Raw genomic sequence first — 25,187 nt, 5'->3', positions numbered from 1 at the left:
ATAGCGCAGCACGTTGAGCAATCTGCATGATAAATAATTTCAGATATAGTGTTGTCGAAACGCCATATCCCGTTAGCGAACAGATTGATATTGCCAAAAGGCAAGGAGCATAAATGACAATAGACGTATTCCGGTTCGTTTCGTGGGTAGTCTGGAAACGGGTGATGTCAGGTTTGTTCACCCTCACTGGCGTACTTTTCATGGTGGGATGCAATAGCAGCCCGCGCGACATCACGCCATTAGGACAAACATCATTCGAGCGTTACCAGCAAGACACCACGCGCTGGGTAGAACAGCATCGCGCCTTCCAGACCACAGATAAACAGCTGGAATTACGTTGGAATACGCCCAGTGAAACCCGCCCCATCGGCCAACCGCATAAAGCCATTTTGCTGGTGCACGGGCTGGGTGACTCGCCGGGTTCATTCACCGACGTGACACCGCAATTGGTCGAACAAGGTTTTCTGGTCAGAACCGTGTTGCTACCGGGTCATGGCACCCGCCCCTCCGATCTGCTGCACGTTACCGTCGATGACTGGCGCAGGGTGGTCGCAGAGCAGGCTGCTATCCTCAGCAAAGAGGTCGATGAAGTTTACCTAGGCGGCTTTTCCACCGGCGGTAATCTGGTACTGGAATACGCCTTACAGCACCCTGAAATCAAAGGACTGGTGCTGTTCTCCCCCGCGATTAAGTCCAACGAAAAATACGACTTCATGGCCCCAGTGCTGTCCGTGTTTACCGACTGGCTGATGCCGCCGCGCCCCGGCTATCCCCAGCAGTTGGCAACCCGCTATATGCGAGTGCCGACCAACGGCTTCGCCCAATATTATTATTCCAGCAGCGGCGTGCGCTCACAGCTCGCCAAAAAGCCTTATGACAAACCAGTGTTAATCGTGCTGGCAGAGCATGATTCCGTCGTTGATACGGCTTATGTTGTCAACGCGTTCGATAAGCAGTTTACCAACCCGCGCAGCCGTCTGATCTGGTATGGCGATCGCCCTGCCGGTATCCATTCCTCACGCGTGTTGGTGCGGACAGGCTCGCTGCCCGACTGGCGCATCAGCCAGTTCTCGCACATGTCGCTCCTGTTTTCGCCAGACAATAAGGAATACGGCAAAACAGGGGCAATCGTCATCTGCGCCAACGGCCAACCTCTGAACGACCTGAAAATCTGTCAGGATCGCAGCACGCTGTGGTATTCCGATTGGGGATACGTGGAAAATGGCAAAACCCATGTGCGCCTGACCTTTAACCCGTATTTCGACTGGCAAAATCAGATCATGGCCAACGTCCTGCACACGCAATAGCACGAGCCCCCTAAATAATTCGAGTTGCAGGAAGGCGGCAACCGCGCGAATCCCCAGGAGCTTACACCGGTAAGTGACTGGGGTGAGTAAGGGAAGCCAACGCATCTGCGGCTTGAAGTATGACGGGGGCTGTCATCATTTGGTCATCAAGGGCAGGTATTTTGACTTAAAGATAAATACGCCCAAAGATTAACCATGACCGCCATGCCCGTTCCTTGCGCCCGACCACTCCTCCGGGGTACACCGGTGGCGCGAGATCTTTGCATTCATCTGCCGGACGTTTCTCCTGACACCGACAATGCCACCGTATTGCAGCTGTTCAGTAAGAATAAAGAGTGGGTCAGCCTGCCTGTCGTTGAGGATGGACGCCCTTTCGGCCTCATCAACCGCCATATTTTTCTCTCGCAAATGTCCCGGCCTTTTTATCGCGAACTGTACGACAAAAAGAGCTGCATCGCGTTTATGGATAAAAACCCGCTGATTGTCGATGCGCTGGCGTCGTTGAACGACGTTGCCGATCAAACGGTGATTACCGGTGATAAATCGCTGACGGACGGCTTTATGATCACCGAGAACGGGCGTTATATCGGTATCGGACTCGGCATCGATCTGATCAAGGCCGTCTCCGATATGCACCTGCGCCAGCATCAGCAAATTATGCAAAGCATCGAATATGCCAGCGTGATTCAGACGGCGATGCTGACGACGTCAACACAGGCGATGTCCCGCACGCTGGCCGACTGGTGTTTAGCCTGGGAACCGCGAGACTGTGTCGGCGGCGACTGTTATGCCTTTAAAACCTATCAGAACGGCTGGCTTGCCGCTGTCGCGGACTGTACCGGGCACGGCGTACCCGGCGCATTTATGACGCTGATTTTCTCTTCCGCGCTGGAACAGGCGCTGACACAGCACGGCCCGATGCTGCCAGCCCAGTTATTACAGGCAATCAACCGTCACATCAAAGATACGCTGGGGCAGCGTGACGAAGCGCGTCAGCTTTCCACCTCTAACGACGGCTGTGACGCGATGCTGGTGTTCTGCGATATGACGCGAAACACGCTGACGTTTTCCGGTGCGCGCATGCCCGCCTTCATGCTGCAACGCCAGACCGGACAGCTGACGCCACTCCAGTGCGATCGTATGGGAGTCGGCTACACCGAAACGCCTTATGACTATCAGTGGTCGAGCTATGAATTGCCGCTTCATGACAACGATATGTTTTTCACCACCACGGATGGCTTGACGGATCAAATCGGCGGGGAACGCCGGATTATGTTTGGTAAACGTCGCCTACAGGAGTACCTCCAGCACCATCAACACCAGCCGATGCGCGAACTGGCTAACCAGCTCCTGTCGGCACACAAGATCTACCAGGGCGATCAGACCCGGCGAGACGATTTAACATTTTGGGGCTTCCGACATTGTTCGACTTTTGTTTAATCAGGCAGACAGAATGATGCCAAACATCAAATACACCGAGTTTTTTTTACCCTCACATCAGCATGACATCACGCTGTATTACGTGGGCTATTTTTCACAAAACATCATCAGTTCACTGGCCGAAACTATGCGGCTACAGCTGGAGAAAAAGCAGCTTCCTGCTGGCATTCGCCGCCGACTGTTCTCTACGTTCGTCGAAATGGTGCAGAACATTACTCGCTATTCCGCAGCCCCGTTAACCGCACTCGATCAGCCCGTCGAAGTCCGCCATGGCTCCGTGTGTTTGGGTTACGAAAATGGGAAATACTTCCTGTTGTGTGCCAATCCGATACACCCCGACGATGTCGAGACGTTGCGAGGGCGTCTTGAGCCACTGCGCGGTATGACGCTTGATGAAATCCGACTCGCCTACAAAGTCTCTCTGCGTGATGAAACCCCGTCATCAAGCAAAGGCGCGGATATGGGGTTATTGACCGTCGCGCGTGATGCCAGTGAGCCACTCCAGTTTACGTTTCGGGCCGATGCATCAACGGGGCTATCTACGTTTTATCTGAAGGCAATCATTTAACATGAAAAATATAACAACCCTAAGCAACCTCCATATTTCGGGGACATCCTGTACCCCGACGGTTGATTTTCACTTTGACACACACCGTCTTTATCTTTCCGGCGAATCTTACCCTGAGAATGCCGCGGCGTTTTATCGCCCGCTGCTCACCGAGATTCAGGCGTATCTGCACGCGTTAACAACCTACGCGGAAACGATGCCGCCGGATGAAGCGCTGCCGAGCATCGACATTCACGTCTCCCTGATTTATTTCAACAGTTCCAGCACCAAGATGCTGTTCAGTTTATTCAACCTGCTTAATCAGGCGGCTGAACAGACGCTCTCGATTGCACTGTATTGGTATTACGACAAAGACGACGACATTGCGGAAGAATTTGGTGAAGAGCTTCACATCGATTTCCCTGCCCTGACCTTTCACAGCACAATTTTGAGTGATAATCATGAGCACAATTGAATTGTTTACACCGGAATACGACATTCTGCTCGCCGCGCGCAACATCGCTAACCAGCAGGAAAGGCCAGCCGAAGTCTATCGCGACACGCTGCTGGCGTTAACCGACCACTATCAGCGGCTGGTACGCGAGTCGCACCGTCTGATTTCACGCAGCGACCGGGCGGAGAAAGAGCTGAACCGTCTGAACGCACAGCTCAATCAGTTGGCAGTCGAGCTGGAGTACAAAGCCAGCCACGATCCGTTAACCAGCGTGTATAACCGTGGCGCGATTATTGAACACATTAACCACGCGCTGGAGCGTAATCAGGCCGCGCTCATCGTGCTGGATATCGATCATTTCAAGCAGGTGAATGATACCTATGGTCACCCTACCGGCGATGCCGTGATCTGCGATCTGGTTTCACGCGTGCAACAGATTCTGAATACCACGAGCAGCATTGGCCGCGTCGGCGGTGAAGAGTTCACCATCCTGCTGGAAGGGCATACGCTCATGCAGGCCGTCTCGCTCGCCAGCCGTCTTCATCAGGATCTCAACAGAATGCCGCTCAGCGTGTTGCCACAACAGCGCGTCACCGCCAGCTTCGGCGTCAGTTGGGCACCGCAGAAAACCCGCTTTGATGCGCTCTACGGTGCCGCGGATGCCGCGCTCTATCAGGCAAAGGAAAAAGGCAGAAATCGAGTGGAATTTCAGTAAGTCTCAGGCCGGGCGATTGCCGTCGCCCAGACTCACAACCATAATAGTGGGTATCAGCTCCTCCGAGACAGATCCCCTATGCGATTCGATTTAACCGATCTCCGGCTGTTTCTCAATATTCAGAAAGCAGGCAGCATTACCGGTGGCGCAGCGGCGTCCAGCCTGACCGTGCAGGCTGCCAGCGAACGAATCCGGGGAATGGAAGATGAACTTGGCGTACCACTGCTGCTGCGCTCAAAGGCAGGTGTCTCGCTCACCGACGCGGGCTTTTCGCTGGCGCACCATGCCCACATTATCCTGCGTCAGGTCGAACATATGCGCAGCGAATTACACCAGTACAGCAAAGGGCTGCGCGGCCATATTCCGCTGCTGTGCAACTCGGCGGCGCTGAATGAATATTTGCCTGCCCTGCTGGGTCGCTATCTAGTGATTTTCCCGCAGATATCCGTCGCGGTGAATGAAAAACTCAGCCGTGATATCGTCAGCGCTATCCGTAATCAAACCGCCGATATTGGTATTGTCGCCGATTCCGTGCCGCTCGACGGACTGGAAACGCGTCCGTTCCGTCAGGACGAGCTGGTCGTTGTGGTTCCCCGTGACAGCATGTGGTCTGATGCACAGCAGCTCACCTTTTCCGCCATTGCCGACGCCGAATTTATCGGGCTTAGCGAAGGCGCGGCCTTGCAGGAACACATCGACGAGCACGCCAAAAGGCTGGGAAAACGCCTGAATTACCGCGTGCGTCTTGCCAGCTTCGATGCCGTCACGCAGGTGATTCACAGCGGTATCGGCATTGGCATTCTTCCGCGACATGCCGCACAGCGCATGATGGAACGGCTGGCGATTCGCACGATCCCGCTGTCAGACGACTGGGCGACGCGTAATCTGGTGGTCTGCGCCCGCCAGTTTTCCGCACTGCCCGGCTATGTTCAGGATTTCGTGGCTTTTATTACAGAAGAGAATGCGGCTTAAAGCAGCCCGCGTGCAGCCATGTATCCGCCCAGCGCCACCAGCCCGATGAAGAAGCAGCGCCGGAAAACCGGTTCGCTAATCGCGTGACGCAGGCGTTGCCCCATCATCATACCCAGCAGCGCGGGAATCAGCGCCAGCATCGACTGCCAGAGATCGATGCCCTGTAGTCCAATCCCCTGCATCAGCTGTAGCGCCAACCCCAACGTAGAAACGGTAAACGCCAGCCCCAGCGCCTGCACCAGATCGTTTTTATTGAGCCGCAGGCATTGCAGGTAAGGCACTGCGGGAATCACGAAGACGCCCGTTGCCGCCGTGATAGCTCCGGTGATGTAACCCACCAGCGGCGACAGCCAGATTTCATGACGGCCCGGCTGCGGCAACGTCGTCGCCATGATTCCCCACAGGCCGTAAACCACCAAAATGCCACCAAGTGCCGCGCTCGTCCATGACGATGACGAGGTGAGCGCTGGCAAACCATTCCAGAACGTCCCAATAGTGATCCCGGCAAACAGCGTCCAAAACCGTTTAATCAGGCTGAGAAAAGCGGGGCCGCAGGCGAGCTGCCAGATGTTCGTCACTAGCGACGGAACAAGCAGGAGCCCGGCCGCGCTGGCTGCGGGCATCGCCAGCGTTAACAATCCCATCGCGATCGTCGGTAATCCCAGGCCAATCACGCCTTTCACCACGCCAGCCAGCAGGAACACCACCATCATCGTTGTCATTCATCGCCTCGGTTTGCTGCACCATAGGAAGAACCCTATGCAGGAATAGTCCAATAAGGTAACTGCTGGTGTCTATGCGGATTGTATTGAGGGTGATTAAGGGAAAATTGGAGGCAAAGGGAGGATTAGGATTCTCTGGGTCACATCTTTATGCAGGTCCAGAGACCGTTTCGTGCGCAACAATACCGTTATTCTCATGCTACTTCGTCGCACGCGCCCGACATAGGGGGCTCAAACACCAGCCCCCTATGAACCCCGGCTTTTGGCTAAATTATGTCGCTACGCGATGCCATCGGTGTTCATGACCGCTAATCGAGCCACCAGTGACGCGTTCCCGACGCGGCACTGGCTTTCGCGGCATCCATGCCGCTCACTCGGCGGTCACGCCCACCGCTGCATAATTTTTTACGCCAGATAACGGCCAGACCCGATGACATCCTTACATTGTGTATAAGGAGCTTCCCTTGCGAAAGAGAAGACGGATACAGCATAAACAGTACCCGCAAATATCTTAGCGCGCGCGGCCTACAGCCTCACCCAGTTGCCACACGGCCATCGCGTAGTGCGTGCTGTGGTTGTAGCGCGTGATGGTGTAGAAGTTCGGCAAGCCGTACCAGTATTGATACCCCGTACCGATATCCAGCCGCAGCAGGCTGGCTTCACTGTATCCCGCCAGAGAATGCTGTGGCGTCAGACCCGCAGCCTGTAGTTCCGTGAGCGAGTAGCGGGTATTAAAACCGTTCGGGAGCAGCGGAGCCTGACCGTTTGCCTGCACCGCGACAGGTGCGCCTTTCACCCATCCGTGTGCTTTGAAATAATTGGCTACGCTGCCAATCGCATCCACCGGATCCCACAGGTTGGTATGTCCGTTACCGTCGAAATCCACCGCATAGTTCTTGAAGGATGACGGCATAAACTGCCCATAGCCCATCGCGCCCGCGTAAGAGCCGCGCAGGCTAAGCGGATCGTTGCCTTCTTTACGCGCCATCAACAGGAAGGTTTCCAGCTCGCCCGCAAAGTAATCGGCACGTCGCGGGTAATCAAACGCCAGCGTTGCCAGGGCATCAATGATGCGCGTTTTCCCCATCACTCTACCCCAGCGGGTTTCCACGCCAATAATGCCAACGATGATCTCAGGTGGGACGCCGTAAATGTTCTGGGCGCGCTGTAGCGCATCCTGATATTGATTCCAGAACGCCACACCGTTCTGCACGTTGTCTGGCGTAATAAACTGATTGCGGTAGCGGTTCCAGGCACCGTTCGGCCCTGACGGCGGGCGCGATGTCGGGGCTTGTTTATCCATCAGACGGATTACCCAATCCAGACTTTTCGCCTGAACCAGCACATCATGCAGTTGCTGGCGGTTAAAGCCGTGCTCCAGCACCATTTTATCGACAAACCGCGCGGTAGCCGGGTTAGTCGCAAAATCACCGCCTAGCGGATGAACATTGTGTGCGGGTTCAAGCAGGAAGCCACCTTTAAAAGGATTACCTGAAGGCGCTTCTGCGGGAGGAGGGGCCGGCTGACTGCTACAGGCCGAGAGCAAAACGAGCAGAGGGAGAAAACGAACCAAATGACGCATCAGATATCCGTATAGCCAGGTAAGAAATCAATACAGGCTATGGTAAAGGATTGTCTGATGTGAAAAAACCAGCCAGAGGTGAAAAAATGCAGCGCGCCAACCAAATAGAAGACCGGCGCGCGCGTTATCACATCCGAATCAGTTTTTCTTCACAAACTCGGACTTCAGCTTCATCGGGCCGAAACCGTCGATTTTACAATCAATGTTGTGATCGCCTTCGACCAGACGAATGCCCTTCACGCGGGTACCGATTTTCAGCGGCGTCGAACTGCCTTTTACTTTCAGGTCTTTAATGACCGTTACTGTATCGCCATCCGCCAGCAGGTTGCCGTTGGCATCTTTCACCACTAAAGCGTCATCCTGCGCTGGCGCATCGCCTGCCGCCGACCACTCATTTCCGCATTCAGGGCAGTTAAGCATTTCGCCCTCTTGCCAGGTATATTCAGAACTGCACTTTGGACAATGAGGTAACTGTTGCATGATAAACTCCTGAAAAATTCACAATAAAAAAGTAATAAATATCATTAGGTAACTACCATATTTTCGATATTTTACCCTTTTATGTGCATTTTTAATAGTGAAGCCGTGTTTATCGTGACTTTACGACTCATCCGACGCGGTTTCACCTTTTTCCGCCAGAAACGTAATCAGTGCTTCTTGCGTTAGCGCTTTGGAATACAGCCAACCCTGCGCATAAGCGACGCCAAGGCTTTTCAGATAGGCTTCCTGAGCAGGAGTCTCAATCCCTTCGGCAACGATATGCAGATTAAGGCAGTGCGCCATGCTGACAATATGAGACAGCACAATATCAGTCGGTGAATGGTCACTAATATTCCCAACAAAGGACTTGTCGATTTTAAGCTTATTGGCTTTTACCCGTTCAAGATACGACAGCCCAGAATAGCCGGTACCAAAATCATCAATGGCGACATCAATGCCTTGTTGTTGATACAGCTCCACCATCGGTGCCGCTTTCTGGGGTTCAATCATGGATGATTCGGTTAATTCGACATTAACATTGGCACCCTTCAGTTCATATACGGCAACCTGCTCCACGAGATAATTGAAAACAGACATATCCTCAAATTCGGCCGCCTCAAGATTGATAGAGACAAACATGTCAGGGTAACTTTTCTTCAGTACGCTAGCCGTTTGTAGCGCTTCATTAATGATGAATAACGTTAACGCTTTCATCAACCCAACCTGACGAATCATGGGAATAAAAGAGTCTGGTGTAATCAGGTGACCGTCCGAATGACGCCAGCGAATCAGCGCTTCACACCCCACAACCTGAGCGGTATCCAATTTAATAATCGGCTGATAATGTAATTCAAACTCTTTTTGCCTCAGCGCCTGATTGAGAACATAGCGCGGGCTTTGAATGGTCAGAGATTTTCTGGAGATAATCTCTGACAGCATCAGGGAAATCAGCATAAAAACAGGCAACGCAGAGAAAAAAATCGTTAGGTAAAATGAAAAACTCGCAGGTTTATCCGCCCTGACCACCAAAGCAAGATCGCTATCCGGTAGTGGTTTCAGGACGTAATATTTATCGTCAATATAAAATCTATCGGGATTATTTCCCCCTGCAGTCAAACGGGAATAGATATTGCCACTCATCAAATCGGACAGAATAACCCGCCCATCCTGCTTATTTTTCTCCAGTAATGCGTATTGGATATTATAGCTATAGGAGGGAACATCCAGAAATGAACGTGGATTTAGCACCACAAGATGACGCGTTGCGCCGACATAAATCATCGGCTTATTTTTATTCAGCGGACTTTCAATTTTATACCAGATGTCATAGACGTCTTTATAATGAAAATCGGGGGCTGGAAGAAACATTGTATTAATTTCACTCAGCATCGAAGAACAGCGAGGCCGATTCCCATCGATATAGACCACATCCTGGATATAATCATTGTCGTAAGCAATTTTACGCAATAAATCCAGATGCGGATTATCACAATAAGGCGGAAACTTTTGTTCTAAAATATCGAGTGCGGATGTCGCCTGCTGAATAATTTTCCCGGCATGTTCAACCGTAACATCAGAAAAATCATCTACTTCCCTTTCAAATTGTCTGAGCGAAAATGTCGAATAAACTGCAAGCACTAACGCAAAAAGCGCAACCAAAGTAAAAAACAGGCTGGAGGACAATAAGAAAAAGCTTTTCTTAAAATAGAGCGCTTGAAAATAGGCTAGCAGGCTTTTTTTCATAGGAGCGACGCATCATCATTATGAGAAATCCAACATAGCACACAACCCCTTCCGACAATGTATCGATATCTCAAATAATTCTGATTTTAAGCCCCCATAACCGTCGGATTCCGCAGCGCCTCTCAGGCAAAGGCGACAAGCGCATTCTTGACGGATTGTCGCTGTCACGACCCGCTGGAAAAATTACCGTCCTGCTCAGCCCCAACGGCTGTGGCAAATCAACGCGGCTGGCACAGGATACGCCCGTCGTCCTGCACGATCTGAATCAGGCCAGCCGATGTGTGTAGTGCGGTGATAGCGGGTCATATTTTTTATCCAACATTCGTGGGCATAACCACCTCATAAAAATATTTATGCCCCTTCAAAAATAGCCTTGTTAGCCGCGAACCACCAGAACCGCTACTCTGCCTGTGTGACATGGGATCAATACGCGTAATGGAAACAACATCATAGCGATTAGCTCAAACCATCAGAATTTAAGGAAGCGTGATATGGGATTAAAATTGCATCATCTTAATGATTCACGGTCTGTTCGTATCCTCTGGCTGCTTGAGGAAGCGGGGATACCTTATGAGCTTGTCAGATATCAGCGGGATGAAAAAACGCATCTGGCACCAGCCTCCTTGAGAGCGATACATCCTTTGGGTAAATCGCCGTTGATTGAAGAGGATGGAAAAATCATCGCCGAATCCGGTGCGATTGTTGAATACCTGATTAGTCGCCATGCAAGGCACCTAGCCCCGGATGCAAGCACGGCCGAATACATTGATTATCTGCAATGGATACACTTTGCGGAAAGCTCCGCCATGCTCCCGGTTTTATTGAAGATCTTTGGCGAGTTTGAAAAGAATACCGGCACCACATTAAATTTCCTCGAAGGTTACGCTGACAACGAATTCGAGAAAGTTTTTTCATTTTTAGACGACTCATTATCTTCAAGAGAATTTATCGTGGGCGATACATTGACCGGCGCAGATATTATGCTGGGCTTTGTTATTAATACCGTCGTGGAGAGACTCGTTCCCAGTGAGCGCTTCCCGAATATTCAGCGCTATTCTCAGCGGCTGAAAAACCTGCCTAGCTGGCAAAAAGCTCAGGCCATTGAATCACGCGTAGAATAAATACTCAGTGCGAGGCATCGCTTATTTAATGATAGACTTGCGAGCCGCCTCGCGCACCCAGACTACTGTGGGAAACCGGCCCCACTTATCTTTTTCACACTGACAAATCAGCCCAAAATCAATATAAAGAGTGGTATAGTCCCCCTGTCCTCCTCTCATCATCATTAGTTTAATTAAAAATAATTAGCATATTAATCACTTCAAGAATCAAGCATAATAAGTGATATACATCATACGATAACCGCTATTGACTCGTTGACTAAAAAATGCAGAAATTACCCTTCCCATAAGGAAAAAGGATTTATGGGGCAGGATTATGGACAACATTAAGGAGTGAATAATGGCAAATTTGATCTATCTGAAACTCACCGGCATCAAACAAGGTCTAATCTCTGCGGGCTGTTCAAGTGCAGACTCGATTGGTAACAAGTATCAGATCGCTCATGAAGATGAGATTTTTGTTTATGAGTTAATGAATAGAATAACTCGACAGGATAATGTTGCTCTCAATCCCGTAGAAATAAGAAAGCCGATAGATAAAGCCACCCCACTTATTGCTCAGGCATTAGGCGATAACGAAAAACTAACCTGTGAATTTCTGTTTTACAGGACATCACAATCCGGTGGCAACGAACTCTATTTTAAAATGGTGCTGAGAGACGCTATTATCAACGATATTCAATTTTTCTATCCTAACTCATTGACACATAATGAAACCCAGCCACAGGAAAGCATTTCGTTCAAATTTGCATCAATCGAATGGGAGCATGTGGTAGCAAGAACCAGTTCTTTCCTCTTATGGACTGATTCGACTTATTAAATAAAGAACTGATGGGCGATAGTGTTAAAATGTCTCTACGCCCTATCAAACACAATAAAATCGGGATAAAAAATGAATGATCAGGAAATGGAAAAAGAACTTTTAGAGAATGGTTTCACTCAGAGTGATATTAACTTCATGAGAAAAATAATCTCTCGTGGTGAGGATAGTGAAGAGACACTACAAAACCTGACTCATACATTACGAGCACGGTTTTATAACGGATGTTTTTTGTTTATTGTTATAATCTCTGCATTTATCATTAATTTTATTTTTAATACACCGGTTGATTCAGTTGAATTCTTTGTTTATTTTTTTGTCATGATGCTTTCTCTTTTCTTAGTTTATCACATAGGACCAATGAAACTGGCATATAAATCATATAGATTAATAAAGGAGAAGGAACATGAATGACCAAGAGACAGAAAAGGAACTCTTAGAGAATGGTTTCACTCAGGGGGATGTTAATTTCATGAGGAAAATAATCTCTCGTGGTGAAAATAGTGAAGAGACATTATTGATGTTAACACACACGTTAAAAAGCAGATTTCACACTGGATGTTTTTTATGTGTCGTTCTAATCACTATACTTATAACAACCCTGATTATAAAATATGACATTATTGTCATCTCGGTATATTTTTCATTCACACTTATTTTTGTTTTTCTCGTCTATTATATTACCCCAATGAAATTGGCATATAAATCATATTCCTACCTAAAGAGAAAGAGTAAGATGGGCTGACTCAGCCCATTAAATTAAAGAGAATCATCTTTGTATATATCAGACATTATACGTATCTTATTCCCAGCCCCAACCATCTTCAACATCAGTGATGCTCTGCTCATCGTATTTATTTTTCTATAATAATCACTGGGGATATATCTAAAAAGCCGCCAGGCATCAGGTTTCAGCGTTAATTTAACAATACCATAGAATGAGGTAACAAGATCGACTGAATGGTAAGCCAGCAAACCTGATTTTTTATCGAACCCCAAAAATTCTGCCGTACGTATATAGCCAGACTTCATAAATCCTACTGAATCCTCACGCCCAGTAAGATGGAAAATATTCTCACTAAGTGAACTTGCTCCATTTAGAGCAATATGTGCCCCAATAAATCGACCTAAATAACCAGTCGCAGCATAAGCTATTCCCACTCCAGAAACAAACTGAGCACCACCAACCATCACACCGATTGCATTTATTGTATAACCAATTTCCTTCTCTCTTTTCTCCATGTTGATGGTAATAAATACCTTGGCTTTTTCAAGAGAAAGCATTGTTCCCTGTTTTTCAATATTAGCACATTCTTCCTTGATGTTATTAATCGCAACCTGACATTCTGATGAACTACTGGCATTTCTAACAATGTCCAGATTCCCATTAGAAAAACGCCGAATTTCATCCTCAAATTTTGCTTTAAGAAAAAGATCGTTAATATGGCGGGATGATACAATTCTGGCCGTTTTCATTAGATCAAACGCGGCGGCCTGAGCCATAGCCAAAAAATATTGATTATTAACACTATTTCTATTTAGGTAGTTGTCCATATTTCGCATCCTTGACGTTAAAGAACATTGATAACCATTAATACCATTCCCTTGGTTATCTGTTCTGCTAATCAGCTAACTTTCAGCCCTTCGGCTCAATCCGTTGCTTTCTCAATTCCTGACAAGCCAGTTGTTCGAACCCATTGCCGAGACTAACACCTTATTTTGCTACTCCAATCTTACCCTATGGTTGACAGCGGCATTAAGCAGAAATATCACCCATTATCAGCCCAATAACGTTGATTGTTCCCCGATTTTACTTAATCCTCATCTTATTGACCCTATACCTTTTCCAGGCAAACTTGCGAGCCGCCTCGCGCGTTCGAGCAATAGTGGAAAAATCGGATACGTATCCCTGTCTCAGTCTGGTAACGTCGCTCTGACGTCAAATCGCAGCCATCAATGGTAAGATAGCGCACTCGCAGGTGATGTTTTTCATCTGCCAGCCAGTATACTTCTGGCATTCCATTTCAATGCTCAGGTGACGCGCCATCAGTAAGGTTTTTCATCAAACCCAGCGCCATCACCTGAACGAACAAAAGCGTTAAGACTGAGTAAAATCAATATGAAAGATTCTACCGACAAGGATTTCACTGCCCACACCCCGATGATGCAGCAGTACTTTAGGTTAAAGGCTGAACATCCGGAAATCCTGCTGTTTTACCGCATGGGCGATTTTTACGAGCTGTTCTATGACGATGCCAAGCGGGCTTCTCAACTGCTGGATATTTCGCTGACGAAGCGCGGTGCCTCCGCTGGTGAACCGATACCGATGGCTGGCGTTCCTCACCATGCCGTTGAAAACTACCTTGCCAGACTGGTGCAAATGGGCGAATCCGTCGCTATCTGCGAACAGATTGGCGATCCCGCCACCAGCAAGGGTCCGGTAGAACGCAAAGTTGTACGTATCGTCACGCCAGGAACCATCAGCGACGAAGCGCTATTGCAGGAAAAGCAGGATAACCTGCTGGCAGCGATCTGGCAGGACGGACGGGGATTCGGTTATGCCACTCTGGACATCAGTTCTGGACGCTTTCGCGTCAGTGAACCTGCCGATTGTGAAACCATGGCGGCCGAACTGCAGCGCACTAACCCAGCGGAATTACTCTACCCTGAATCCTTTGAGTCCATGGATTTGATCGAAAATCGCCATGGGCTTCGCCGTCGTCCGCTGTGGGAATTTGAACCTGATACGGCCCGCCAGCAGCTCAACCTGCAATTTGGCACCCGCGATCTGACTGGTTTTGGCGTAGAGCAGGCAAAACTCGCACTGCGAGCCGCCGGGTGTTTGCTGCAATACGCGAAAGACACCCAGCGCACCTCACTGCCGCACATTCGCGGCATTACGATGGAACGCCAGCAAGACGGCATCATCATGGATGCAGCCACCCGCCGTAACCTTGAACTGACGCAGAATCTATCTGGCGGAATGGAAAATACGCTGGCCGCGGTGCTGGACTGCACCGTGACGGCAATGGGCAGCCGGATGCTGAAGCGCTGGATCCATATGCCCAGCCGCGATATTGAGGCGCTCAAACAGCGTCAGCAGGCTATCAGCGCGTTGCAGGACATCACGCCCGATCTGCAACCCTCTCTGCGACAGGTCGGCGATCTGGAGCGTATTCTGGCACGGCTCGCGTTGCGCACGGCACGCCCGCGCGATCTGGCACGTATGCGCCATGCGTTCCAACAGTTTCCCGATATTCGTGAGCAGCTTGCGCCACTGGATACCGATTCCGTACGTCGTCTGGTCAGCCTGATTGGGCAATTTGATGAGCTACGTGATTTGCTGGAACGCGCGGTTGTCGAAGCACCGCCCGTGCTGGTACGTGACGGCGGCGTTATCGCACCGGGCTACCATGCAGAGCTGGATGAGTGGCGTGCACTGGCTGACGGTGCCAGCGATTATCTGGACCGTCTGGAAATTCGCGAACGCGAAAAGCTGGGGCTTGATACGCTGAAAGTCGGCTTCAATGGCGTACACGGCTACTACATTCAGGTTAGCCGTGGTCAAAGCCATCTGGTGCCGATTCACTATGTGCGCCGCCAGACGCTGAAAAATGCCGAACGCTATATCATTCCCGAGCTAAAAGAGTACGAGGACAAGGTTTTGACCTCGAAGGGCAAGGCGCTGGCGCTGGAAAAAGCGCTCTACGATGAGCTTTTCGACCTGCTGCTGCCTCATCTGGCCGAGCTTCAGCAAAGTGCAGCCGCGTTGGCCGAACTGGATGTCCTGACGAATCTGGCCGAACGTGCCGATACGCTGAATTACGTCTGCCCGACGCTGAGTGATAAGCCCGGCATCAAAATTACGGGCGGTCGTCACCCTGTCGTCGAGCAGGTGCTTCGTGAACCGTTTATTTCGAACCCGCTGTCGCTGGCACCACAGCGTCGTATGCTGATTATCACCGGCCCCAATATGGGCGGTAAAAGTACTTATATGCGTCAGGCCGCACTGATTGTGCTGATGGCGCATATCGGCTGCTTTGTGCCTGCGGATCAGGCTGTCATTGGCCCCGTCGACCGTATTTTCACTCGTGTGGGTGCCGCAGACGATCTGGCCTCTGGCCGCTCTACCTTCATGGTAGAAATGACGGAAACGGCGAATATCCTGCACAACGCCACGGAAAATAGTCTGGTACTGATGGACGAAATCGGCCGCGGAACCTCCACCTATGACGGCCTGTCGCTGGCATGGGCCTGCGCCGAGAATCTGGCGAACCGCATCAAAGCGATGACGCTGTTTGCAACGCACTACTTTGAACTGACTACCCTGCCAGAAAAAATGGAAGGGGTGGTGAATGTCCATTTAGATGCGCGCGAACACGGCGATACCATCGCCTTCATGCACAGCGTACAAGATGGCGCAGCCAGCAAAAGTTATGGCCTTGCCGTCGCCGCACTGGCTGGTGTCCCGAAAGAAGTGATTAAGCGCGCACGCCAGAAACTGAAAGAGCTGGAAACGTTATCGAATAATGCGTCATCCAGTCATATTGACGGCGCGCAGCTGGCGCTGCTAAGCAATGATGAGCCGTCTCCGGCGATTGAAGCGCTGGAAGCCATCGATCCTGATGCACTCACGCCACGTCAGGCGCTAGACTGGCTGTATCAGCTAAAGAAAATGCTCTAACGTGTAATGATGGATGCAAAAAAGGCACTGAAAATCAGTGCCTTTTCTTTTTTACGCTGCGTCAGTTTATTTTAGAATTACAATTTTCTCGCGCTCTCATAATCATCTTATCGCCGCCCTCGTTGGGAATGACAGCTTTGACCATTTCCCCTTCTTCCATTGATGGAATAATGGCAAAATGGGCGGTTAAAACCAACAATACGGGCTCACCCGCGCTAGTTCTCACCTGAAAATATTGTCTTTCTAGCGCAACGCTATCCTCCATGACAAATGTTTTTCCCGTAGCACAGTCAGAAAACGTCGCGACATCTGCCATGTAACGATATATACCCTTCATCAACATCGGCGTATCCGGCAATGCCTGCTCGGTCGCCGTCAGTTGGCGAGGGAGAGAAGAATTGATAGGCAACCCTTGTTGATCCAGCATTTCAAGGGAGTTATCAACTGGGCGGAAGTAACGTTTTTCGCCCGCGCTATCCGTCAACACCAGCTTGTCTGCGGTGCGTCGCCATTGCCCATAGGAAGCAAACGTGTTGTTGCCTTTTCGCGTCGTTTGATACTGTTCACGCAGAACAAAAGTCCCGTCTTTTTCCAAAAACAGTGACGTATCAATCCCTCCGCAGTCCGCACAGGGTAAAACGCCACGATAACTTTGCGCCATTGGTTTAAGAGGTTCTTCCTGAACTTGCGAGCGGGTATGACACCCAATCAACCCAGAAACCCCTGCAATCAACAGCACACCGATAGCCAGTTTTTTCATCATTATTTTCCTGCCGTCTCTGCCCTGTTTTTATCGTTCTTACTCAACGATCTGGAATATATCCAATCCGTTATCATCCCTGAGTCTGAGGAATTTTCCACTCAGAAAATGCTATTTCCAGACTATTCTTATCGTCAGACAACCAGATCGTGCCTTCCTGTATCGTTGCCTGCAATGCCATGGTGCGTTGAACCAGTCCGGCAAGCTGAGCCAGCTGATTATCATCCAGAAAACGGATAGCCAGATTCTTGTACCCAGAAACCTTGCCCGATATTGCACTCCACCAAACATGTGCCGCACGCTCGCTGTAGGCATACAACACGACGGAACGCGACTGATTGCAGGCTTTCTTGAGCCGTTTTTCATCCGGCAGACCTAGCTCAATCCACAGTTCCAGCTCCATCGTATCGTTACGTCGCCAGATTTCCGGCTCGTCATCTGCGCTGAGTCCTTTAGTAAAGCGCAGGTTTTCATCAGCATGGCAGATCCACGCTAAAAGCCGCAGCATCATGCGCTGCTCGGTTTCAGACGGATGCTGCGCTATCGTCAGGTTCGCGTCGTGAAAAAAATTCCGATCCATATCGGCAATATTGATTGCTGCTTTGTAAACCGTTGCTTTTAATGCCATCAGTGACCTCGTATTTATTCCCTCCTAGTTTACTTGAGTTAGCGCCATCCTCACAGTAAAGGTGATATCTGCCACGTAACCGATAGATTAGGCCTCTAAGGACTACTGATATCCTGTTAGTGCCTATGCTATAGTCGGTTTGATAAATAGAGTTTATCTTCGTAGGCTTACAACATCGCGCACCACAGCTAGTGATGATGCATGAATATCTACCGAGCTAAGCTTTCAAGGGAGGATATAGTGCAAGAATACTGTGAATTAGTACGTCGCTTATACGCAGAGATCGCCAGTGGCGATCTGGGCTATATACCCGATTCGCTGGGTTGTGTTTTAAAAACCCTGGATGGCATTGCCGCGAATGATGCGTTGCCATCCTCCGTCAGGGAACAGGCCGCTTTTGCCGCCGCTAACTTATTGGTGAGTGATTATGTCAATGAGTAATGAATATCAACCCATCAACTGTGATGATTACGACAGCCTGGAAGCCACCTGTCAGCAGAATTTGACGCTGACGCTGGAACTACGCAATGGTGAAGTTGTGACCGGTAAAGCCAGTGATATGATCTCACGTAAGCAGGTCGAATATCTGGTGATTGAAGCTTCAGGCACAACGCGCGAGCTGCGTCTCGACCATATCGTCAGTTTCAGTCACCCTGAAATCGGGAAGGTCGTCGTCAGCGAATCCTGACAGACTTCTCCTTTCATTCAGCGGCAAACGCTGAACAAATGCTTCCAAAACGGACAACGCAGGTTGTCCGTTTTTATTCTGGGCCTGCCAACTTCAGCTTTTCCCTCAGGCTTTTTTCTCTCAGGCTTTCTTTTCCCAAGCTCTCTTTTCCCAGGTAATGTGCCACACCGGCTGGTTCTCTTTCGCCTGCCCTTCTCGCGTGACGAATCGCCCCACCGCCGCAATCAGTTGCTCGTTGTAGAACACCAGCGGCGTACGGTCACGCCACCAGGGCGGAACACCCAGCTCCTGCCAGAGCTTTTTGATTTGTCGCCCGTGGGCTCTGCCGACAATATGCACGGTTCCACTGGTCGAAAAGCGAATACTCACCGCCTCGCCGTTTTCCGGCGCGCGAACCGCCACTCCGCTATCGGCCAGCGACAGCGTGCCCAGATTATCAGGTAGCGACAACGGGCATGACGGCGATTGCCACGGGATAATGCGGTCTTTGAGTGACGGCATCAGCGGCAGCAGATAGAGATACTGACGAAAACGGCGGATCTGCATCTGATTCAGTTGCAATACCGGCTCCGCATCCTGACGGCTTGTCGCAACCTCATCCCAGAGCCGCTGTAGCTGTTCACGCGCGGGCATCATCGCCCCTTGCTGCGCCATCCAGCGCCGCAGTAGCGCAAAACGACGCACAGGGCTTAGCGGCACCAGACCGTCAATGCTCAGCGCGCCATCCGGCTGGCATAACACCTGCAATGATTCCTCCAGCAGTTCATCGAGCAGTTGTTCCTGTTCGGCACAAAGCTGGGCGCTACGTGCCACGGCTGAGGGGAAATGCGGCCAGCGCTGCGTCAATCGCGGTAAGATCTGGCGACGTAGGAAATTACGGTCGAAACGTTCATCCTGATTGCTGTCGTCTTCAATCCAGCCAAGCTGATGCCGCTGTGCGTACGCTTCCAGTTGCAAGCGAGAAATGCCTAACAGCGGACGCACAAGACGATGCTGACCGAGCGTTGTATTGTCACCGAGAAGAGTACTGTCACCGAGAAGAGTACTCGCCGCCATCGCAGATAATCCGGCAGGCCCACTGCCGCGTTTCAGCGCCAGTAAAAAAGTTTCGCTTTGATCATCAAGATGCTGCGCCGTCAGCAAGGCTTCCCCGTCTTGCAGATGCGCTTGCAAAGCCTGATAACGTGCCGTTCTGGCCGCGGCTTCGATACCGCCGTTCTGCGCCTCAACCTTCACCGGCAGAGAGGTAAAGGGCACCTGCCAGCGTTCACACTGCTGACGACAATGTTCGGCCCAGCTATCGGCCAGCGGATTTAAACCATGATGAATATAAGCTGCACGAATAGGCAGCCCAGAACGCTGACGCACAGCCACCAGCAGATGCAATAGCACGCTAGAGTCCAGACCGCCGCTGTAGGCCAACAGGATCGACTCGCATCCGGCCGTTTGCGTCACGATCGTCTGGAGTAATCCATCATCAGGTTCGGTGCAGTCCACGGTATCAGATCTCATACAGTTCTAAAGGCAAGCCGTCAGGATCGGAGAAAAAGGTGAAGCGCTGCTGTGTTTCAGGATCGATCCGTACGGGTTCACAGATAACACCAGCCTGTTCCAGCGAGGCGATAGCTTGTTCAATGTCAGCCACCGCAAAAGCCAGATGGCGCAGGCCGCAGGCTTCCGGGCGGCTCACGCGCGCAGGTGGATGGGGGAAAGAAAATAGCTCAATGGTATAGCGTCCATTCAGCGAGAGATCCCCTTTCCACGACCGCCGCGCTTCACGGTAGACCTCGTTGTTCAACGTAAACCCCAGCACATCACAATAAAACGCCTTACTGCGTTCATAGTCAGAGGCAATAACCGCAATGTGATGGACATCGAGCAGCTTCAGCATGTTTCAAACCCTCATAGCAAAAAATCCGCTGTCATTTCTGACAACGGATTTTCAGAGTAACGCCAGAATCACCTGATTAATAACACATCAATCAGACAATCACCTTATCAGCAATAGCCATAATTCATCAAACGCTGATAACGGCGGTTCAAAAGCTCTTCTTCTGTCAGGCCGTCGAGGTCGAGCAGGTCGGCCAGCAGCTGTGCTTTCAGAGATTCTGCCATCGCTGGAACGTTACGGTGCGCCGAACCCAACGGCTCAGGGATCACGGTATCGATCAGTTTCAGCTCTTTCAGGCGCGGCGCAATGATGCCCATAGCTTCCGCCGCCAGCGGCGCTTTATCGGCACTCTTCCACAGGATAGACGCACAGCCTTCCGGTGAAATAACCGAGTAGGTGCTGTACTGCAGCATGTTGACCTTGTCACCCACGCCGATAGCCAACGCACCACCGGAACCACCCTCGCCGATAACGGTACAGATGATTGGCACACGCAGCGTCGACATTTCACGCAGGTTGCGCGCGATAGCCTCAGACTGACCGCGTTCTTCTGCGCCAACGCCTGGATAAGCGCCCGGCGTGTCGATGAAGGTGATGATCGGCATCTTGAAGCGATCGGCCATTTCCATCAGGCGCAGCGCTTTGCGATAGCCTTCCGGTGCAGGCATGCCGAAATTACGGCGAATCTTTTCTTTGGTTTCACGTCCTTTCTGATGACCAATGATCATCACCGGACGCCCATCCAAACGGGCAATCCCGCCAACAATGGCTTTATCATCGGCATAGGCACGATCGCCAGCCAATTCATCAAAGTCGGTAAAGATATGCTTAATATAATCAAGCGTATAAGGACGTTGTGGATGGCGCGCTAATTGCGCAACCTGCCAGGCACCCAAATCGGCGAAGATTTTGCGCGTCAGTTCAACGCTCTTCTCACGCAGGCGCTGGACTTCTTCGTCCAGATTAATATCTAATTTTTCGTCTTGACGGCTGACTGCGGTCAGCGAGTCAATTTTCGCTTCCAACTCTGCAATCGGCTGCTCAAAATCAAGAAAATTCAGACTCATAGTATTCCTATATTAGTCAAATTCCAGTTCCACCTGCTCATTACCCACTAATGTGCGCAGCTCGTTCAGTAGCGCATCGGCAGGCGTTACACGCCATGCTGCGCCGAAACGTAGTCGGGCGCGCGCATCTTCACGCTGGTAATAGAGATGCACTGGGATCGTCCCCGATCGATGGGGTTCCAACGATTGGCGGAGACGGTTTAATAGCTGGTCATCAATTTGCCTGTCAGTCAGCGAGATAGCAAGCCCGCGCGCGTATTTTTCCCGCGCTTCACTGATATCCATTAACTCTCGGACGGTCATTTTAAGCCCGCCGCTGAAGTCATCAAAGCTGACCTGTCCACTGGCGATAAGGATACGGTCTTTCTCGAGTAAATGCTGATATTTTTCCAATGCATCGGTAAACAGCATGATCTCAAGACGGCCGGAACGATCGTCCAATGTACAGACACCAATACGGTTACCCCGTTTGGTTACCATGACGCGAGCCGCCAACACCAGCCCAACGGCAGTGGTCATTTTACCCCGATCCGTCGGGTGCATATCTTTCAAACGCACGCCACCGGCATAGCGTTCAATTTCCTTAATATATTGCGTGATCGGGTGGCCGGTCAGATACAGCCCCAGCGTTTCCCGTTCACCATCCAGCACCACCTGCTCAGGCCACGGCGGCACCGTACTGTAGGATTGCTCAACCTGTTCAGGCGCATCGGCCAGCACGCCGAACATATCCACCTGACCAATGGCTTCCGCTTTCGCATGCTGATCGGCGGCCTTCAGCGCATCAGGCAATGAATTCATCAGCGCGGCACGATGCGGCCCCAGACGGTCGAATGCCCCAGACATAATCAGCTTTTCCAGCACGCGGCGATTCAGCTTTTTAATGTCGGTACGCGCGCAGAGGTCAAACAGCTCTCTAAAATAGCCGCCCTGATTACGCGCTTCGATAATTGCCTCAATCGGACCTTCACCCACACCTTTAATCGCGCCGATGCCGTAAACAATCTCGCCATCGTCGTTAACGTGGAAGTGATATAGCCCGCTGTTGATGTCTGGGGGCAGGATTTTTAACCCCATCCGCCAGCATTCATCAACCAGACCGACCACTTTATCCGTGTTGTCCATATCGGCCGTCATCACCGCCGCCATGAATTCTGCCGGATAATGCGCTTTCAGCCACAGCGTTTGGTAAGACACCAGCGCATAAGCCGCGGAGTGAGATTTATTAAAGCCGTAACCGGCGAATTTTTCCACCAGGTCGAAAATCTTAACCGCCAGTTCGCCGTTCACGCCGCGAGATTTAGCACCGTCTTCGAAGCCACCACGCTGCTTCGCCATTTCGACCGGGTTCTTTTTCCCCATCGCACGACGCAGCATGTCCGCGCCGCCCAGCGTATAGCCCGCCAGAACCTGTGCGATCTGCATGACCTGTTCCTGATACAGGATAATGCCGTAGGTCGGCTCCAGCACAGGTTTGAGTGACTCGTGCTGCCATTCGATATCAGGATACGAGATAGCTTCACGACCATGCTTACGGTCAATAAAGTTATCTACCATGCCGGATTGCAGCGGGCCAGGGCGGAACAGCGCCACCAGTGCGATCATATCTTCAAAGCAGTCGGGCTTAAGACGTTTGATCAGGTCTTTCATGCCGCGCGATTCAAGCTGGAATACCGCAGTGGTTTCCGAGCGTTGCAGCATGTCGAAGCTTTTCTTATCTTCGAGCGGAATCGCCGCAATATCAATCGGCTCCAGCCCTTGCTTAGCGCGACGGGCGTTAATCATCCCCAACGCCCAGTCGATGATGGTCAGCGTACGCAGGCCGAGGAAGTCGAACTTCACCAGCCCAGCATATTCCACGTCGTTCTTATCAAACTGGGTAACCGGGTGGTTCCCTTCCGCATCGCAATACAGCGGCGCGAAATCGGTAATCTTGGTGGGGGATATCACCACCCCGCCCGCATGTTTACCAGCGTTACGCGTTACCCCTTCGAGCTTGCGCGCCATATCGATGAGGGCTTTAACTTCCTCATCGGCTTCATAAATTTCCGGCAATTGCGGTTCGGCGGCAAACGCTTTTTCCAGCGTCATGCCTGGATCGGGCGGCACCAGTTTTGAAATGCGATCGACAAAGCCATAAGGGTGTCCGAGCACGCGCCCGACGTCACGAATCACCGCTTTCGCCGCCATCGTACCGAAGGTGATAATCTGCGATACCGCATCACGCCCGTACATTTCGGCGACGTGATCGATGACCTTGTCGCGTTTTTCCATGCAGAAATCGACGTCGAAGTCAGGCATGGAGACACGTTCAGGGTTGAGGAAACGTTCGAACAGCAGGTCGAATTCCAGCGGATCCAGATCGGTGATTTTCAGCGCGTAAGCTACTAGCGAGCCCGCACCGGAACCACGTCCCGGCCCAACAGGCACATCGTTATCCTTCGACCACTGGATAAATTCCATTACGATCAGGAAGTAACCGGGGAACCCCATCTGGTTGATAACGCCCAGTTCAATATCCAGACGCTCATCATATTCAGGCCGACGCTCAGCGCGCACTTCTGGATCGGGGAACAGGAATTCGAGACGCTCCTCCAGCCCCTTTTTCGAGCACTGAACCAGAAAATCTTCCGTGCTCATATCACCCGTCGGGAACTGCGGCAGGAAATATTCACCCAGACGAATCGTTACGTTACAGCGCTTGGCAATTTCAACGCTGTTCGCCAATGCTTCAGGGATATCCGCAAACAGCTCGCACATTTCCTCTTCGGAACGCATGTACTGCTGCGGGCTATAATTACGCGGACGTTTAGGGTCATCAAGCGTGTAGCCGTCGTGAATCGCTACGCGGATTTCGTGAGCATCAAAATCATCGGTGCTGATAAAGCACACTTCATTGGTCGCCACCACGGGAATCCCGTGCTTTGTCGCCAGCTCGACGGCCGCGTGCAAATAGCTTTCTTCATCGGGGCGTGACGTGCGGATCAGTTCCAGATAGTAACGCTGGGGGAAGTGTTCCTGATAGAAGGCCAGACACTGTTCGGCCTGCGTCTGGTTACCGCGCAGCAAAAATCGACCGACATCACCACGGCGACCGCCAGACAGTAAAATCAGCCCTTCCTGATGCTCAATCAGCCAATCCCGGTCAATCGTCGGCCCGGCAGCACCATAACCTCGTTGATAAGCGTGGGAAATCAGCAGCGTGAGATTCTGGTAGCCAGCATTATTCATTGCCAGGACGGTAAGATGCGCGAGCTCATCACCCAATTCGTCGCTTTCGACACAGAAATCTGCACCGATAATGGGCTTGATTCCTGCGCCATGCGCACCGCCATAGAATTTAACCAGCCCACACAGGTTGGTAAAATCGGTAATCGCCAGCGCTGGCATGCCGAGTGCCGCCGCTTTTTTTACCAGCGGACCGACTTTGGCCAGCCCATCGATCATGGAATAGTCACTATGAACACGCAGGTGAACAAAACGTGGTTCGGCCATCTCCAGATCCTAGAATTTATCGATTAGTCAGCATGGCAACGACACGCTTACGTGCGCACGCCATACCGAGA

The 25,187-nt window shown here is 51.0% G+C and carries 24 protein-coding genes; 12 read left to right on the top strand and 12 right to left on the bottom strand.

What is annotated here, in order from left to right:
- The first annotated feature begins 113 nt into the window (after positions 1 to 113).
- The 6 genes from BUB06_RS08315 to BUB06_RS08290 all read left to right on the top strand — a co-directional run bounded on the left by BUB06_RS08315 (position 114) and on the right by BUB06_RS08290 (position 5,435).
- Entirely contained in the window at positions 114 to 1,307 is a 1,194-nt protein-coding gene (locus BUB06_RS08315; RefSeq protein WP_039472309.1) for an alpha/beta hydrolase, read from the top strand.
- 195 nt (positions 1,308 to 1,502) lie between these two features.
- Positions 1,503 to 2,747 carry a SpoIIE family protein phosphatase gene (locus BUB06_RS08310; protein WP_039472307.1) on the top strand — a complete coding sequence of 415 codons (1,245 nt, stop codon included), beginning with the start codon at positions 1,503 to 1,505 and terminating at the stop codon, positions 2,745 to 2,747.
- Between the two features lie 13 nt (positions 2,748 to 2,760).
- Positions 2,761 to 3,315: a SiaB family protein kinase gene (locus BUB06_RS08305; RefSeq protein WP_080726780.1), complete on the top strand. Its 555-nt coding sequence runs from the start codon at positions 2,761 to 2,763 to the stop codon at positions 3,313 to 3,315.
- Between the two features lies 1 nt (position 3,316).
- On the top strand, positions 3,317 to 3,769 hold the full coding sequence (locus tag BUB06_RS08300) for a DUF1987 domain-containing protein (RefSeq protein WP_010298467.1): 453 nt from the start codon (positions 3,317 to 3,319) through the stop codon (positions 3,767 to 3,769).
- Entirely contained in the window at positions 3,756 to 4,463 is a 708-nt protein-coding gene (locus tag BUB06_RS08295; protein ID WP_010298465.1) for a GGDEF domain-containing protein, read from the top strand. The genes BUB06_RS08300 and BUB06_RS08295 overlap by 14 nt, the downstream gene beginning before the upstream one ends.
- Positions 4,464 to 4,541: 78 nt before the next feature.
- Positions 4,542 to 5,435, top strand: a complete 894-nt coding sequence (locus tag BUB06_RS08290; protein ID WP_039472304.1) for a LysR family transcriptional regulator — start codon at positions 4,542 to 4,544, stop codon at positions 5,433 to 5,435.
- On the opposite strand, the gene BUB06_RS08285 is transcribed toward BUB06_RS08290, so the two are convergent.
- The 5 genes from BUB06_RS08285 to BUB06_RS08270 form a co-directional block, all read right to left on the bottom strand.
- A complete protein-coding gene (locus tag BUB06_RS08285; protein WP_201777493.1) occupies positions 5,432 to 6,157 on the bottom strand; it encodes a sulfite exporter TauE/SafE family protein in 726 nt (241 codons plus the stop codon). The genes BUB06_RS08290 and BUB06_RS08285 overlap by 4 nt on opposite strands.
- A 308-nt stretch (positions 6,158 to 6,465) precedes the next feature.
- On the bottom strand, positions 6,466 to 6,648 hold the full coding sequence (locus BUB06_RS22135; protein ID WP_153266394.1) for a hypothetical protein: 183 nt from the start codon (positions 6,646 to 6,648) through the stop codon (positions 6,466 to 6,468).
- Positions 6,649 to 6,668: 20 nt separating this feature from the next.
- On the bottom strand, positions 6,669 to 7,739 hold the full coding sequence (mltB, locus tag BUB06_RS08280; protein WP_039466932.1) for a lytic murein transglycosylase B: 1,071 nt from the start codon (positions 7,737 to 7,739) through the stop codon (positions 6,669 to 6,671).
- Positions 7,740 to 7,877: 138 nt separating this feature from the next.
- Complete coding sequence (locus tag BUB06_RS08275; RefSeq protein ID WP_014914475.1) at positions 7,878 to 8,219, bottom strand: zinc ribbon domain-containing protein YjdM; 342 nt, start codon at positions 8,217 to 8,219, stop codon at positions 7,878 to 7,880.
- A 120-nt stretch (positions 8,220 to 8,339) separates the two neighbouring features.
- Positions 8,340 to 9,962, bottom strand: a complete 1,623-nt coding sequence (locus tag BUB06_RS08270; RefSeq protein WP_039472302.1) for an EAL domain-containing protein — start codon at positions 9,960 to 9,962, stop codon at positions 8,340 to 8,342.
- Between the two features lie 491 nt (positions 9,963 to 10,453).
- Between BUB06_RS08270 and BUB06_RS08265 the strand changes: the two genes are divergently transcribed.
- The 3 genes from BUB06_RS08265 to BUB06_RS08255 all read left to right on the top strand — a co-directional run bounded on the left by BUB06_RS08265 (position 10,454) and on the right by BUB06_RS08255 (position 12,317).
- Positions 10,454 to 11,083, top strand: coding sequence for a glutathione S-transferase family protein (locus tag BUB06_RS08265; protein ID WP_039472300.1), 630 nt, complete (start codon positions 10,454 to 10,456; stop codon positions 11,081 to 11,083).
- Between the two features lie 340 nt (positions 11,084 to 11,423).
- Positions 11,424 to 11,903, top strand: a complete 480-nt coding sequence (locus tag BUB06_RS08260; protein ID WP_039353631.1) for an Hcp family type VI secretion system effector — start codon at positions 11,424 to 11,426, stop codon at positions 11,901 to 11,903.
- Between the two features lie 72 nt (positions 11,904 to 11,975).
- Positions 11,976 to 12,317: a hypothetical protein gene (locus BUB06_RS08255; protein WP_039472298.1), complete on the top strand. Its 342-nt coding sequence runs from the start codon at positions 11,976 to 11,978 to the stop codon at positions 12,315 to 12,317.
- A 345-nt stretch (positions 12,318 to 12,662) separates the two neighbouring features.
- Here the strand turns inward: BUB06_RS08255 and BUB06_RS08245 are convergent, their stop codons facing one another.
- Positions 12,663 to 13,457 (bottom strand): DUF4225 domain-containing protein, encoded by a 795-nt coding sequence (locus BUB06_RS08245; RefSeq protein WP_039472294.1) that lies wholly within the window; start codon positions 13,455 to 13,457, stop codon positions 12,663 to 12,665.
- A 565-nt stretch (positions 13,458 to 14,022) separates the two neighbouring features.
- Here BUB06_RS08245 and mutS point away from each other — a divergent pair.
- Complete coding sequence (mutS, locus tag BUB06_RS08240; RefSeq protein WP_039472292.1) at positions 14,023 to 16,587, top strand: DNA mismatch repair protein MutS; 2,565 nt, start codon at positions 14,023 to 14,025, stop codon at positions 16,585 to 16,587.
- A gap of 61 nt (positions 16,588 to 16,648) precedes the next feature.
- Here the strand turns inward: mutS and nlpE are convergent, their stop codons facing one another.
- Both nlpE and BUB06_RS08230 read right to left on the bottom strand, forming a co-directional pair.
- Positions 16,649 to 17,347, bottom strand: coding sequence for an envelope stress response activation lipoprotein NlpE (nlpE, locus tag BUB06_RS08235; protein WP_039472291.1), 699 nt, complete (start codon positions 17,345 to 17,347; stop codon positions 16,649 to 16,651).
- 73 nt (positions 17,348 to 17,420) lie between these two features.
- Complete coding sequence (locus tag BUB06_RS08230) at positions 17,421 to 17,975, bottom strand: YaeQ family protein (protein ID WP_039472289.1); 555 nt, start codon at positions 17,973 to 17,975, stop codon at positions 17,421 to 17,423.
- A gap of 240 nt (positions 17,976 to 18,215) precedes the next feature.
- On the opposite strand from BUB06_RS08230, the gene BUB06_RS08225 reads away from it, so the two are divergent.
- Positions 18,216 to 18,416, top strand: coding sequence for a YaeP family protein (locus tag BUB06_RS08225; protein WP_010285748.1), 201 nt, complete (start codon positions 18,216 to 18,218; stop codon positions 18,414 to 18,416).
- Positions 18,403 to 18,663, top strand: a complete 261-nt coding sequence (gene rof / locus BUB06_RS08220; protein WP_029367608.1) for a Rho-binding antiterminator — start codon at positions 18,403 to 18,405, stop codon at positions 18,661 to 18,663. Before BUB06_RS08225 ends, rof begins: the two co-directional genes overlap by 14 nt.
- Positions 18,664 to 18,783: 120 nt before the next feature.
- On the opposite strand, the gene tilS is transcribed toward rof, so the two are convergent.
- From tilS to dnaE, 4 genes are all read right to left on the bottom strand, one after another.
- On the bottom strand, positions 18,784 to 20,175 hold the full coding sequence (tilS, locus tag BUB06_RS08215) for a tRNA lysidine(34) synthetase TilS (RefSeq protein ID WP_039472286.1): 1,392 nt from the start codon (positions 20,173 to 20,175) through the stop codon (positions 18,784 to 18,786).
- Positions 20,165 to 20,554, bottom strand: coding sequence for a VOC family protein (locus BUB06_RS08210; protein WP_039472285.1), 390 nt, complete (start codon positions 20,552 to 20,554; stop codon positions 20,165 to 20,167). Before BUB06_RS08210 ends, tilS begins: the two co-directional genes overlap by 11 nt.
- A 107-nt stretch (positions 20,555 to 20,661) precedes the next feature.
- On the bottom strand, positions 20,662 to 21,621 hold the full coding sequence (gene accA / locus BUB06_RS08205) for an acetyl-CoA carboxylase carboxyl transferase subunit alpha (RefSeq protein ID WP_010296434.1): 960 nt from the start codon (positions 21,619 to 21,621) through the stop codon (positions 20,662 to 20,664).
- A gap of 12 nt (positions 21,622 to 21,633) precedes the next feature.
- Entirely contained in the window at positions 21,634 to 25,116 is a 3,483-nt protein-coding gene (gene dnaE, locus BUB06_RS08200) for a DNA polymerase III subunit alpha (RefSeq protein WP_039472283.1), read from the bottom strand.
- Positions 25,117 to 25,187 lie beyond the last annotated feature (71 nt).

The sequence above is a fragment of the Pectobacterium carotovorum genome (assembly GCF_900129615.1).
Classification (GTDB): domain Bacteria; phylum Pseudomonadota; class Gammaproteobacteria; order Enterobacterales; family Enterobacteriaceae; genus Pectobacterium; species Pectobacterium carotovorum.
Note: the sequence above shows the minus strand (reverse complement) of the source record. Positions and strands in the feature narration are given on the sequence as shown.

Excerpts from the sequence above, each read along its gene's own strand:
- BUB06_RS08315 (WP_039472309.1), top strand. The coding sequence starts at position 114 with ATGACAATAGACGTATTCCGGTTCGTTTCGTGGGTAGTCTGGAAACGG.
- BUB06_RS08310 (WP_039472307.1), top strand. The coding sequence starts at position 1,503 with ATGACCGCCATGCCCGTTCCTTGCGCCCGACCACTCCTCCGGGGTACA.
- BUB06_RS08305 (WP_080726780.1), top strand. The coding sequence starts at position 2,761 with ATGATGCCAAACATCAAATACACCGAGTTTTTTTTACCCTCACATCAG.
- BUB06_RS08300 (WP_010298467.1), top strand. The coding sequence starts at position 3,317 with ATGAAAAATATAACAACCCTAAGCAACCTCCATATTTCGGGGACATCC.
- BUB06_RS08295 (WP_010298465.1), top strand. The coding sequence starts at position 3,756 with ATGAGCACAATTGAATTGTTTACACCGGAATACGACATTCTGCTCGCC.
- BUB06_RS08290 (WP_039472304.1), top strand. The coding sequence starts at position 4,542 with ATGCGATTCGATTTAACCGATCTCCGGCTGTTTCTCAATATTCAGAAA.
- BUB06_RS08285 (WP_201777493.1), bottom strand. The coding sequence starts at position 6,157 with ATGACAACGATGATGGTGGTGTTCCTGCTGGCTGGCGTGGTGAAAGGC.
- BUB06_RS22135 (WP_153266394.1), bottom strand. The coding sequence starts at position 6,648 with ATGCTGTATCCGTCTTCTCTTTCGCAAGGGAAGCTCCTTATACACAAT.
- mltB (WP_039466932.1), bottom strand. The coding sequence starts at position 7,739 with ATGCGTCATTTGGTTCGTTTTCTCCCTCTGCTCGTTTTGCTCTCGGCC.
- BUB06_RS08275 (WP_014914475.1), bottom strand. The coding sequence starts at position 8,219 with ATGCAACAGTTACCTCATTGTCCAAAGTGCAGTTCTGAATATACCTGG.
- BUB06_RS08270 (WP_039472302.1), bottom strand. The coding sequence starts at position 9,962 with ATGAAAAAAAGCCTGCTAGCCTATTTTCAAGCGCTCTATTTTAAGAAA.
- BUB06_RS08265 (WP_039472300.1), top strand. The coding sequence starts at position 10,454 with ATGGGATTAAAATTGCATCATCTTAATGATTCACGGTCTGTTCGTATC.
- BUB06_RS08260 (WP_039353631.1), top strand. The coding sequence starts at position 11,424 with ATGGCAAATTTGATCTATCTGAAACTCACCGGCATCAAACAAGGTCTA.
- BUB06_RS08255 (WP_039472298.1), top strand. The coding sequence starts at position 11,976 with ATGAATGATCAGGAAATGGAAAAAGAACTTTTAGAGAATGGTTTCACT.
- BUB06_RS08245 (WP_039472294.1), bottom strand. The coding sequence starts at position 13,457 with ATGGACAACTACCTAAATAGAAATAGTGTTAATAATCAATATTTTTTG.
- mutS (WP_039472292.1), top strand. The coding sequence starts at position 14,023 with ATGAAAGATTCTACCGACAAGGATTTCACTGCCCACACCCCGATGATG.
- nlpE (WP_039472291.1), bottom strand. The coding sequence starts at position 17,347 with ATGAAAAAACTGGCTATCGGTGTGCTGTTGATTGCAGGGGTTTCTGGG.
- BUB06_RS08230 (WP_039472289.1), bottom strand. The coding sequence starts at position 17,975 with ATGGCATTAAAAGCAACGGTTTACAAAGCAGCAATCAATATTGCCGAT.
- rof (WP_029367608.1), top strand. The coding sequence starts at position 18,403 with ATGTCAATGAGTAATGAATATCAACCCATCAACTGTGATGATTACGAC.
- tilS (WP_039472286.1), bottom strand. The coding sequence starts at position 20,175 with ATGAGATCTGATACCGTGGACTGCACCGAACCTGATGATGGATTACTC.
- BUB06_RS08210 (WP_039472285.1), bottom strand. The coding sequence starts at position 20,554 with ATGCTGAAGCTGCTCGATGTCCATCACATTGCGGTTATTGCCTCTGAC.
- accA (WP_010296434.1), bottom strand. The coding sequence starts at position 21,621 with ATGAGTCTGAATTTTCTTGATTTTGAGCAGCCGATTGCAGAGTTGGAA.
- dnaE (WP_039472283.1), bottom strand. The coding sequence starts at position 25,116 with ATGGCCGAACCACGTTTTGTTCACCTGCGTGTTCATAGTGACTATTCC.